Annotated in this window: 10 protein-coding genes; 2 read left to right on the top strand and 8 right to left on the bottom strand. The window is 33.5% G+C overall.

The features are described from left to right. The first annotated feature begins 25 nt into the window (after window positions 1-25). Entirely contained in the window at window positions 26-1,144 is a 1,119-nt protein-coding gene (locus AMQ68_RS02720) for an FAD-dependent monooxygenase (protein ID WP_054509080.1), read from the top strand. Continuing rightward, window positions 1,144-1,608, top strand: a complete 465-nt coding sequence (locus AMQ68_RS02725) for a hypothetical protein (protein ID WP_054509081.1) — start codon at window positions 1,144-1,146, stop codon at window positions 1,606-1,608. The genes AMQ68_RS02720 and AMQ68_RS02725 overlap by 1 nt, the downstream gene beginning before the upstream one ends. Window positions 1,609-1,621: 13 nt before the next feature. Here AMQ68_RS02725 and AMQ68_RS02730 read toward each other — a convergent pair whose 3' ends face one another. The 8 genes from AMQ68_RS02730 to AMQ68_RS02765 form a co-directional block, all read right to left on the bottom strand. Continuing rightward, a complete protein-coding gene (locus AMQ68_RS02730) occupies window positions 1,622-4,408 on the bottom strand; it encodes a multicopper oxidase domain-containing protein (RefSeq protein WP_054509082.1) in 2,787 nt (928 codons plus the stop codon). Window positions 4,409-4,496: 88 nt separating this feature from the next. Continuing rightward, on the bottom strand, window positions 4,497-4,970 hold the full coding sequence (locus AMQ68_RS02735) for a DUF3347 domain-containing protein (RefSeq protein ID WP_054509083.1): 474 nt from the start codon (window positions 4,968-4,970) through the stop codon (window positions 4,497-4,499). Between the two features lie 105 nt (window positions 4,971-5,075). Next, window positions 5,076-5,453, bottom strand: a complete 378-nt coding sequence (locus AMQ68_RS02740) for a hypothetical protein (protein WP_054509084.1) — start codon at window positions 5,451-5,453, stop codon at window positions 5,076-5,078. Window positions 5,454-5,661: 208 nt separating this feature from the next. Then, on the bottom strand, window positions 5,662-7,881 hold the full coding sequence (locus AMQ68_RS02745; protein WP_054509085.1) for a TonB-dependent siderophore receptor: 2,220 nt from the start codon (window positions 7,879-7,881) through the stop codon (window positions 5,662-5,664). A gap of 176 nt (window positions 7,882-8,057) precedes the next feature. Continuing rightward, a complete protein-coding gene (kdsA, locus tag AMQ68_RS02750; protein ID WP_054509086.1) occupies window positions 8,058-8,867 on the bottom strand; it encodes a 3-deoxy-8-phosphooctulonate synthase in 810 nt (269 codons plus the stop codon). A 151-nt stretch (window positions 8,868-9,018) separates the two neighbouring features. Then, window positions 9,019-9,432 (bottom strand): thioesterase family protein, encoded by a 414-nt coding sequence (locus AMQ68_RS02755; protein WP_054509087.1) that lies wholly within the window; start codon window positions 9,430-9,432, stop codon window positions 9,019-9,021. Between the two features lie 110 nt (window positions 9,433-9,542). Next, window positions 9,543-10,070 carry a DUF1697 domain-containing protein gene (locus AMQ68_RS02760; RefSeq protein WP_054509088.1) on the bottom strand — a complete coding sequence of 176 codons (528 nt, stop codon included), beginning with the start codon at window positions 10,068-10,070 and terminating at the stop codon, window positions 9,543-9,545. Window positions 10,071-10,081: 11 nt separating this feature from the next. After that, window positions 10,082-11,434: a hypothetical protein gene (locus AMQ68_RS02765; protein WP_054509089.1), complete on the bottom strand. Its 1,353-nt coding sequence runs from the start codon at window positions 11,432-11,434 to the stop codon at window positions 10,082-10,084. Between the last annotated feature and the right edge of the window lie 11 nt (window positions 11,435-11,445).

Raw genomic sequence — 11,445 nt, forward strand, 5'->3', positions numbered from 1 at the left:
TTTCATACAATAAAACGGTATAGTAATGAATTCAATCTCAATAATCGGAGCCGGAATTGGAGGGTTAACGCTTGGTAACATTTTAAAACAGCATCATTTAGATTTCACTATTTATGAATCTGCTCCAGCAATAAAACCTGTCGGAGCCGGAATCATGATGGCTGTCAATGCGATGCAGGTGTTTGATCAGTTAGGATTAAAAGAAAAAATTGAGACAGCAGGAAATATAATTCACGGTATTTCTATCACCGATGAAAAACTGAAACCCATAACAAAAACCAATATTTCTGAATTAGAAAAGAAATACAATTCATGCAATGTAGCCATTCACAGGGCAGAATTACAAAAGATATTGGCTGAAAATATAGGTTCCGAACATATTAAGCTTGATCATTCTTTACAGCAAATAGAAAAGAAAGAACATTATCTTTTACACTTTAAAAACGGACAAAAAATAGAAAGCAACATTGTTTTCGGAGCAGATGGAATACATTCCAACATAAGAAATCAAATCTTTGAAACAGGAACGATTAGAAATGCAAAGCAAAAATGCTGGCGTGGGCTCACTGATTTTGAACTGCCTGAAAAATATCATCATGAAGCCTTTGAAATATGGGGAAATGGAAAACGCTTTGGTTTTGTGAAACTATCAGAGAAGAAAGTATATTGGTATGCATTGATCAACGAAAAAAAATTTAATGATAATTTAAATTTGCATGATTATTTCTCTGATTTTAATCCGTTAGTTTTACATATTCTTGAATCAACCCTACAAGAAAATATTATTTTGAATGATATTATAGACCTCTCTCCCATTCCGAAATGGTATTCTGAAAACCTTTGCCTGATTGGTGATGCAGCTCATGCAACCACTCCAAATATGGGGCAAGGCGCTTGCCAGGCTATTGAAGATTCTTATATTCTTGGGAAGTTACTCGGGAAGCATAAAGACTTTAATTTCATTTTCGAGCAATTTCAAAAAATCAGAAGAAAAAAGGTCGATCATATTGTGAACACCAGTTGGAGAATCGGACAAATCTCACAATGGGAACAAGGAAATTCTCTACGTAATTTCTTTATGAGGCTTATTCCGGAAACGACCAATCAAAAATTAGTTGAAAAAATTATACATTTGGAATTATAATGATCACGGTAAAAACCTTCAAATTCGAATCTAATCTTGCCTTTACCAGTTCTTATTTAAAAGAGCAACATATTCCTCATTTTGCAGATTTAAAAACGAAATCTCTTCTTTCGGATGAAAGAACAAAAGATGAAATTTTAAAAATCATAGAAGATTTAAAAATAGATGAAACCGATGTAGAACCTGATGAAGAAATGCTTGAAGGCTATAAGGAATGGAACAAAAATAGGTATAATCCGGGACATTATACCGGAGGGAAGTCTCCTTCTTTCAATTATGACAAAAGCAATTATTTATCTTTAGGGTTTGTAACTCTTTTATCTGGATTGGCTTGTTGTATTAAATTAATTAATGAAGATCATTTTAGCAAGGCTGCTTTTTGGATATTTATTTCAATAATTTCACTCATTAGCTTTTCGTTGTTCTATCAGTATTTTAAATATAAAAAAAGGAACTCAAATTGAGTTCCTTCTGTTTTTAGTAGGTTAAGGTAAGTCCGGCTCCCCAGCCCATTTCGTTATCATAATTTCCGGAGATTGAGAACCATTTTTGTACAATATATCTCAAACCGGTTGTAAATTCGCCATCAGAATTAAGACTGAAATTCCCTCTTATCCTTCTGGAAATTGGGATATCTTCTCTGCTCAGTTCCAATAAAACCTTTCCATTTTGATCTACACTGGCATCAGCGGTCACCAACATTGGCAAAACATATTGAGCTCCCATAATAAAGGTAGCTTTGTTTTTTGACGCTTTTTGCTGCCCAAACCAGGTTTTCTTCCCATGGAAATCCATTCCCATTTCTTCTGCCATTTTTCTTTCCATGATCTCATGATTTTTCTGGATCCTGAAACCTGCATAAGGCAATGCCCACTGGAACTTTCCTAGAAATCTTCCCACTTTAAAGTTTCCATCAAAATGATCCATATTCCAATTGGTGTGAAATTCATTTAAATTAGCCCATCTTGGTCCGAACATCGTCATTGTTTCTGCATGAATTTTATTGCTTGCAACATCCAGCATTGCCATAGAACTTACCATTCTGTTGTCTTTCATAAAATCTTTCCAAGCCAGTTTTCTATTCGGAAGCTGAGGATTAGGTTTTGAATCTTCGTAGCTGAAAATCCTTCCCATTCCTGCCATCATGTGGTATAAAATATGACAGTGGAAAAACCAGTCACCATCCTGATTCGCTGCAAATTCAATGACATCTGTTTCCATCGGCATGATATCAACCACATTTTTCAATGGCGAATATTCTCCTTTTGAATTGATCAATCTAAAATCATGACCATGCAAGTGCATCGGGTGACGCATCATTGAGTTATTATAGAGCGTAATTCTTAAAATCTCCCCTTTCTTCACCAAAATTTTATCTGTCTCTGTAACGGTTTTATTGTCTAATGTCCAGAGATAATGGTTCATATTTCCTTCCAGCGTAAACTTCATTTCTCTTACATTTTCTGTAGGAAGAATGGTCTTTTCAGGAGATTTTAAAATATTATAAGATAATCTTTTAATCGGTTTTTCTTCCTTCATATTCATTTCTGAATGATTCGAATGATCTTCTTCTTTCTTGGATTCCTTTTCTTTTACCCCCATCATTTCATTCATATGTTTAGCCGTCATTTTTCGCTGACTTTCAGGAAGTTCAGGATACATTACTTCATTCATATCCATCATTTGATTTCCCATCGTCATGTTCATAGGCTTCATATTCCCGCTCATTTCCATCATTCCGTTCATCATTTTCATGCCTTCAAAAAGCATTAATCTTGGTAAATTCGGAGCTTCAATTTTTTCTCCAGAGCCTAGCCAAAGCGAAGCATGACCAATTCTATCTTCTGAAGTAGCCCGAAATTCAAAACTTTTATTTTCAGGAATGGTAACTTCAATATCATAGGTTTCAGAAACACCGACAATCAAACGGTCGACTTCAACAGGAACAACATCATTTCCGTCATTACCAACCACTCTAAATTTTCCGCCACCAAAATTCAACCAAAAATAAGTGGAAGAACCTCCATTAGCTACTCTCAGCCTTACTTTATCGCCAGCTTTTAAATTTGAATAATCAGAACTCGGCTGCCCGTTGATGAGAAATTTATCATAATACACATCACTCACATCCATTGCCTCCATTCTCTTCCATTCATTCAATGCTTTTGTTCCGAAATTTCCAGATTTTATGGCTTCCCAATAACTCTGAACAGCATTTTTCTTAATGGCATACCAATCTGTATTGGCCATGTGAAGTCTTCTTGCGATTTGCATGGGATCATCATCGCTCCAATCTCCTAATAACACTGGAATTTCTTTAGTATACTGAACTTTTGGTTCACCTTCTCTTTTATTGAAAACTAAGATTCCATTCATCCCAATCTGCTCCTGCAACCCTTGGTGGGAATGATACCAATAGGTTCCATTCTGTGAAACTTTAAATTTATATAAATGCGTTTCACCAGGTTCTACAGGTTTTGTGGTAAGATAAGGAACGCCGTCATGTTCATTGGGTAAAATCACGCCATGCCAGTGAAAACCGGTGTTCTCTTTCAGCATATTGTGAAGATAAATTTCTGCTGTGTCTCCTTCTGTAAAATATAAAGTTGGAGCCTGTAATTTACCGTTTACCGCAATTGCTCTTCGGTTTTTACCTGTAAAATTGACAATCGTATCTTTTACATACAAATCATAGCGAACTGTCTTTCCTCCAAAACTTACTTTCCCGTTTTCGGAATTTCTTTTAAAGATTGAATTTTCATTCTGATGATTTTCAGTGACTTTCTCCTCTTTGCTTTCTTTTTCAACCAGATCCATTCCGCATTTCGGGCATCTTCCGGGTTTATTGGAAATGACTTCCGCATGCATCGGACAGGTGTAAGTGCTTTGAGACTGAGATTGAGGTAAAGATTTAGATACCGTTTTAACTTCTTTGATTTTATCTGATTTTTGAACCTCCTTTGTTTTGGGTTTTGTATTTATTTTAGACTCAACCTTTGCTTTAACCTTAGTTAGAGGTGTATTTTTCTTTTTTTCTACAACTTTTGTTTCTTGTTTTAGAATAGGCTTCGCTACCGGTTTTGGAGTAACCGCAGGTTTTATAACAACTGTTTTTTTTACCAATGTCATTTTACATTTGGGACAGTCTCCAGGTTTTGAGGAAACGACTTCCGGATGCATTGGGCATGTATAAAACGTTTTTGTTGTTTGCGCGAAATTGAAAACAGAGAACAAAAATATCAGAAATAGGATTAGCTTTTTCATAATATTTCGAATTATTTGAAAATGTATAGCTTAAAGTTAATTATAATTTAAGCTATACAACTTATTGTTTTAAAAATAAGTACATTACTTATTTTATCTCTGACTTCACACTTCCACAAGTAAGCATAGAACTTCCGTAGTAAGGATTTGAGATTTGTTTTTCGTTACTCAACCAACTCGCGTCTGCCATTGGACAATATTGAACGAAGACCGGTTTAGCCGAAAGTTTGAATTCTTTCGTTAACGCAATCATATTATCTGAAAGATTAGAGAATGTTTCTCTTTGTGCTGCAATACTTCTGGCATCAGAAATTACCGTTGCATCTTTTCTAAGGACATTTAAGTTCCCTTCAGAAACTACTTTATAGTCAATCGCTGAAGCTGTTTTAATGAATTCTGCAGCTGCTTTTGAAGTTTTATCGGCATCATCAGAAGCCAACGCCGTTTTTATGGTAATATAATTTTGATACAACTTAGAAACCTGAGCATCAGATTTTGATTGTGCCGAAATAGAAATAATTGAAAATAAAGAGAATACTGCTGTAATGATATATTTTTTCATTGTTTTAAAATTTAGAATTATAATTAATAAAGAATAATTTAATATCGCCTATTGCGACACGCCATGTCGTCCGTAATGGTAACAATACCAAACGACTGACAGATTCTAAATTCTAAAATTACAATGATTTATAAAGATGCGGACCGTCCTGCGTTCAGGCGGTGCATTGATCTGAATTTGCGTAAATTTTGTAGCTGAAAAAGACCTGTCTACAAAGAAAACCTGATGATTTGGAATCTCTGAAATCTGTTTTAAAAAATCAATTTTCAAAAGATCTGATTTCTGAGAATCGTCAACTTTTACAATTTTAACTTCTGTTTTGCAACAGTCTTTCTTCGTTTTGAGACCACATTTGCTGCATAGATCATCCGTTTTTTGACCTACAGAAATCATTTCCATCATGCAATAGTGTACGCTAACAACTGCCCCGGAAGAAAATCCGAAGTAGAAAATAGAAAACAATATGGCAAGAATCTTTTTCATATGCTGTAGCAAAGGTAGAAATAAGTATTGAATGACTGTTATAAAATTCTGTGATGTTGTTACAAAATTCAGGAAACAAAAAAATCTCCTGAAATTACTCAGGAGATTTCTAATTTATTTTGTTGTTGATTTTTCTTTTTCCCACAGATCTCACTGATTTTCACAGATGATTGTGTTTTATTTTTTTAACCTAAACCCTATAACCTGATTACTTAATCTTAAATTCAAGTTTTACATTGAAGAAACGACCTGTTAAACGAACAGGAACAGGATACATTAAATTGGTATTTGCATCGGTAATCCACTGGTTGGCAACCGTATTTCTGATATTAAAGGCATTGAAAACCTGAACTCCTAAGATTAGTTCTTCAAAATTCCCCCAGAAACCGTATGTTTTCTTGTTGTCTTTTCTGTCAATGAATACTTTAGAAAGTCCAAGATCTACTCTTTTATAAGAAGGTAATGTTCTTTGGTAAGTATATGGATCTGTAAGAACCGGCGCACCTGTTGGTAATCCCATTGCATAGGTTAACGTTAGATTCACACGCATAGAAGGAAATTCAGGCATATAATCCTGATAGAACATCGCAAATCTAAACCTTTGATCTGTTGGTCTAGGAATATCTCCTCTACCGTCAATATTTTCATACACTCTGGCATAACTTGCAGATAACCAAGAATCTACTCCAGGAACAAATTCTCCGAACAATCTGGTGTCAATTCCGTATGCATATCCTGTCGCATTATTCTGACCTGAATAACGAATCCTCACATTATCCATGTAATAAGGAATCAGATTATTCATTTTCTTATAGTATAATTCTGTCGTTAATTTAAACGGCCTGTCATACATCGTAAATTCGTAATCATTCGATAAAATAGCCTGAATAGAACGCTGAGACTTAATATTCTGATTAAAATTACCATCTAAATCTTTAATCTCTTTATAGAAAGGCGACTGATAATAAATTCCTCCTGAAAGTTTGAATAACATATCACTATCCCAATCCGGTTTAATGGCAAACTGAGCTCTTGGAGAGAATATCGTTTCATTATTAAAACTCCAATGAGAAACCCTTGCTCCTGCATTTACAAAAACCTTACTGGAGCCCCAGTAAAACTTTTGAGAATACTGTGCGTAAGCAGACATTCTTGTGGGCTCAATATGATTATTCCCTGAAATATTATACATCAACTTTAAATCTTGTGGATTTCTAGGGTCAATGAACTCTTCGTGAGGCATGCTATACCCTGCAGAATCTACCAATTTCCATTCGTTGGTAAGATCTTTAAGGTTTTCTTTTTCATATTTAAATCCTACTTCAATATCTGTATTTACGTTAGGAGAAAATTTAGTTCTGAACTGCGTTCCGTAGGTTCTTACAAATAAATCATTTCTTGCATGCTCTATCTGTCCACCCGCATCGTATGAAGTGGTTGGATCTCCTGTTACAGGATCAAAAGTCTGTAGAATGTATGCAGATTGTATCGTATAATATTCTTTTTCTCTATTCTGGTAAGAAAATGCATCTAAGGTAAACTTCCACTTGTCTGATGGCTTATAATTCATAGAGAAGGTCCCCATCATATTTTTATACTTATCATCTTCTTTACCTGCATACTGCACGTTAAGATTGATAGGCCTCTGTAAAGAACCAAAATCGATACTCTGTTCTTTAGGAATCATCTCATAATCATTCTTAGAGTAATACCCTATGAATGAAAGAGAGAGCTTTTCATTGATATGATAATTAAGATACGTCTGGAAATCAAAATATCTAGGGTTAAAATTGGTATCTTCTTTTAACGTATTAAGTATCAAATTTGTATTTCTATACCTTCCTGAAAATAAAGCAGTAAACTTTTTATTCCCATTACTGTCTTTCTTTCCGGAAGCAAAACCTGTTGTTAACCTTCCTCCGATTAAACTCGCTTCCCCTGAAAGTTCAAATTTCTGAGGCTCACGATAATAAATATTTAATGCAGAAGACATTTTATCTCCGTATTTTGGTTCAAAACCTCCTGCAGAGAAATTAACGGTAGAAACCATATCAGGATTAATGATACTTAACCCCTCCTGCTGAGAATTCCTGATTAGGAAAGGTCTGTAAATTTCAATATCATTAATATAAATAAGGTTTTCATCATAGTTTCCACCACGAACCATATATTGTGAAGAAAGTTCTGTATTGGAGTTTACGGAAGGTAAGGTTTTAATAATCCCTTCAATACCTCCAGAAATACTTGCTACATTTTTAGCATCTTCTGCTTTGATTTTTACAGCAGTAAGGTCATTCGTTTTTCCTTTCACTTGTTTCTGGAAAACAATTTCCTCAATATCTGTTGTTCGTGCTGTATCTTTCTTTTTTGTTTGAGAGAACACTAACATGGGAACCATAAGGCTCAGTGGTAAAACTAGTTTTTTCAAAAGAAATGTTTTAAAATTTCAAACGTGAATATATAAATTTTATTTTAACTTATTTAAACTTTCTTTAACATTTATTAAAATGAAGTTTACATAATATTTTATATTTTTTGCTTATTAATACAAAAAAATCTAAAATAACTCAGATAAGTATAAAATTATTTGTTTGTTGTAAAGAATTACAGAATTGCTTCCCTTACTCTTGTCAACTTTTGTAACAAATCTTCTAATAAATCAAGTCTTAACATATTAGCTCCGTCTGATAACGCAGTTTCCGGAGTTGGGTGAGTTTCTATAAAGATTCCATCTGCCCCTACTGCAATACCTGCTTTTGCAACGGTCTCAATAAGATCTGGTCTACCTCCTGTTACTCCTGAGCTTTGATTAGGCTGCTGTAGAGAGTGTGTAACATCCAAAATAACAGGAGCGTATGCTCTCATGGTAGGAATTCCTCTGTAATCAACAATTAGATCTGTATATCCAAAAGAATTTCCTCTTTCGATAATTGCAACTTTTTGATTATCAGAATCAGTAATTTTCTGAACCGCGAACTTCATTGATTCCGGAGAAAGAAACTGTCCTTTTTTCAAAGAAACACATTTTCCTGTTTTTGCAGCAGCAATTAATAGATCTGTCTGACGCACTAAAAATGCTGGAATCTGCAGAACATCAACATACTGAGCCGCTAAAGCTGCATGTTCGTTCTCATGAATATCTGTAGTGGTAGGAATATTAAAAGTTTCACCCACTTTTTTAAGAATTTCCAAAGATTTTTCTTCTCCAATCGTCGTAAAAGAGTCTACTCTACTTCTGTTGGCTTTTTTGAAGCTTCCTTTGAAAATGTATGGAATGTTATATTTATTGGTTAATTCAATTACTTTTTCGGCAATTCTTAATGCCATGTCTTCACCTTCAATAATACAAGGTCCGGCAATAAGGAAAAAGTTTTTGGAATCTTTGTGATGGATATTATCTAAATACTGAATCATTTTATTATAAATTAAAAGTTCAGTAAAAATACTTATAAAGTTTCAGAATCGGAAATTATTTAAAGGTTTTACCAGAATCTATCCTTAGCTGATTATAATTCAGTATTCCAAAGTAATTAAAAACAAGAAAAATTGACGAATTGAGATTCGTTTACTCTAAAACAGAAGCATTTTCAATTATCGTTTTTAATGTTTCCGGAATAAATGGTCGCCCTCCTGTTGCGGGAACACATGTGCCTGAAAAAACTGCTTTTGTTACCACTTTATTATTCAAAATGATAGATTGCTTAAAGTGCAGTTTAGGAATATTATTTTTATCGCGGTGTAACTCACATGTTACTGTAATAACATCATCTTTCTTTAATGATCTGAGAAAGTTAATTGTATATTCAGATAAAACCATATTGACCCCATTTTTTGCTTCGTTTTCAAGATTAAAGCCTAAAATCTCGTCAATAAAAGAATGTCTGCAGTACTCCATATAAAACGGATAATACAACCCATCCATAATTCCCTGTACATCAATATGCTCATCCTTAACGGTATACTCTTTTGAATATTTCATAATAAACTATAATTAACAATAAACTTCAATAAAAGAAAAAAGTATTAGGGTAGTAATCTTTTTTCTTTTATTGAAGCGAATTTAAAAATAAACTTTGTGATATAAATGATTTAGGAGATTTTTTTCAATATTTTTTCAAAAGTATTGATATTCCTACTCGTAAACTGATCTTTCAGGTTTTTCTTTCCTAAAATTTTACCGAAAGTAGAATCTAAAGTATTTCCTTTTGAAACCTGCCAATAGAATATATTATTGATGATTTCGCCTTTTTCATGCTCTGTTTTAGCAGCACTTTCAAACTCTTTCATTAAGATATTTTCAACTTCCGGACTTCCTACAAAAGTGTAAACATGCAAATTTTCATCCTTTTTAAATGGATTATTCTTCCAGAAAGATTCGGTTTCCTGCTGAGATCTAATAAATAGAAAAGCTTCGTAAGAGAAATGTTCAGACATGGCTTTTTCAAGAATTATCTTCAACTCATCCGCTTTTTTATCAGACGAAAAAATAATATTTCCTGAAGCTAAAACTGAACTAACATCTTCCATTCCGGCATCTTTAAAAACCTGGCAAACATCAACCATTTTCATGTTGGCTCCTTTTACATTAACGCCCCGAAGAAAAGCACAGTATTTCATAGTTTACGTTTTTACCAGTAATAATTTCCTATTAATTGCATTCCGAAAGTTTGTAATAAACATAGTACATATAAGATTTTAAGTGTTCTGTTGTTATTCAATCCTTTTAAAAATAACATAAAAAATGGCACAATATACAAGCAAGCTCTTGCTGTTTCTCCTGTACCATAAGCCCCTGTAAGAAACATCACTCCCAACGCAATAATTCCTGTTAATGAAAAAACAGTGATCTGTTCATCTGAAAATAGTCCTAACGTTTCATTTTTAAAGCTAAATAATAATGCGATATAAGCAAATGAAAGAAAGATTAAAATTTCACCAATATCTTCCAATCTTGTAAAGAAATAAATAACTGGTGAATGGAATAACAAAAAACCATTGGGGTTCTCAGAATGGCTGGCCGCTCTAAAAGTCTCCCAATGGTTGCTTCCAGTAAGTTCATAACTTCCGTAGAAAAAAGCAACTGTTAGAAGAATGCAAATAATAGAGCTTAAAAAAACAGAATATTGTTTTTTGTATAACGTAAATAAAACTAAAAGTCCTAAAAACGCAAACAAAAACAGCCCTGAAAACGTTATCATATTGGTTAGGATCAAACCCGCGACACTCATTAAAATACCTACAAAGCTTAATTTATTTTTAACGAAAATGGTAGAAATTCCACATAAAAACAATAATGTGAATGTGAGAACCAAAGCATCAATAGAAACCAATAGATAGATATTCACAGAAGGAATGATGGCGAATAATATCAACAAAAATTTCCTTTTTGTTTTATCAATCCTAAAGTTTTTCATTAATAAATTCAGTAACGGAAAACTACAAAGAGAAATTATCAAAAATGATAAACTTAATCCTAATATATTTCCATTAAAAAGCTCAAGAAAAGCATAATGAATTAACGTTGTATAAGGTGGATGCGTGCGTGTATGCATCTGGAAAGACTCCAGATTGTGGTTGAAATTCAATATCCATAATCTCCAGTCTGTAATGTTGATGGCATCTGCGTAATATTGTCTTCCTTTAAAGTAAAAAGGCTGTAGAAAGGCAATATCTACATTGCCCTGCCCCATGTTCCCAAATACAATGAGTAGCGTACAGATGATGTATATCACAAAGAAGTTGAGCTTCTGATGATACTGGTAAGCCCATAGCCCTGTACCTAAAAATAATAGGCAGAATAAACTGCCTATTATTAGAAATGAGGATGGATAGATTACCGAAAACGGAAATAAAAGGTTGTTTCCGGTAAATACCACATATTTATTTATTAAAAATACCGCTACTGCTAAAAAAATCCAAGTAACGATTGCTATTAAAAAAACAGTAAAGGGAAAATTTGTTTTTTTTAAAATATTCATCATTTTTCAAAAAT

The organism is Chryseobacterium sp. ERMR1:04 (assembly GCF_001297705.1).
In the GTDB taxonomy this organism is placed as follows: Bacteria; Bacteroidota; Bacteroidia; order Flavobacteriales; family Weeksellaceae; genus Chryseobacterium.

What these genes read in the sequence shown, in the direction of transcription:
- AMQ68_RS02720 (WP_054509080.1), top strand. Translation starts at nt 26, where the DNA reads ATGAATTCAATCTCAATAATCGGAGCCGGAATTGGAGGGTTAACGCTT.
- AMQ68_RS02725 (WP_054509081.1), top strand. Translation starts at nt 1,144, where the DNA reads ATGATCACGGTAAAAACCTTCAAATTCGAATCTAATCTTGCCTTTACC.
- AMQ68_RS02730 (WP_054509082.1), bottom strand. Translation starts at nt 4,408, where the DNA reads ATGAAAAAGCTAATCCTATTTCTGATATTTTTGTTCTCTGTTTTCAAT.
- AMQ68_RS02735 (WP_054509083.1), bottom strand. Translation starts at nt 4,970, where the DNA reads ATGAAAAAATATATCATTACAGCAGTATTCTCTTTATTTTCAATTATT.
- AMQ68_RS02740 (WP_054509084.1), bottom strand. Translation starts at nt 5,453, where the DNA reads ATGAAAAAGATTCTTGCCATATTGTTTTCTATTTTCTACTTCGGATTT.
- kdsA (WP_054509086.1), bottom strand. Translation starts at nt 8,867, where the DNA reads ATGATTCAGTATTTAGATAATATCCATCACAAAGATTCCAAAAACTTT.
- AMQ68_RS02755 (WP_054509087.1), bottom strand. Translation starts at nt 9,432, where the DNA reads ATGAAATATTCAAAAGAGTATACCGTTAAGGATGAGCATATTGATGTA.
- AMQ68_RS02760 (WP_054509088.1), bottom strand. Translation starts at nt 10,070, where the DNA reads ATGAAATACTGTGCTTTTCTTCGGGGCGTTAATGTAAAAGGAGCCAAC.
- AMQ68_RS02765 (WP_054509089.1), bottom strand. Translation starts at nt 11,434, where the DNA reads ATGATGAATATTTTAAAAAAAACAAATTTTCCCTTTACTGTTTTTTTA.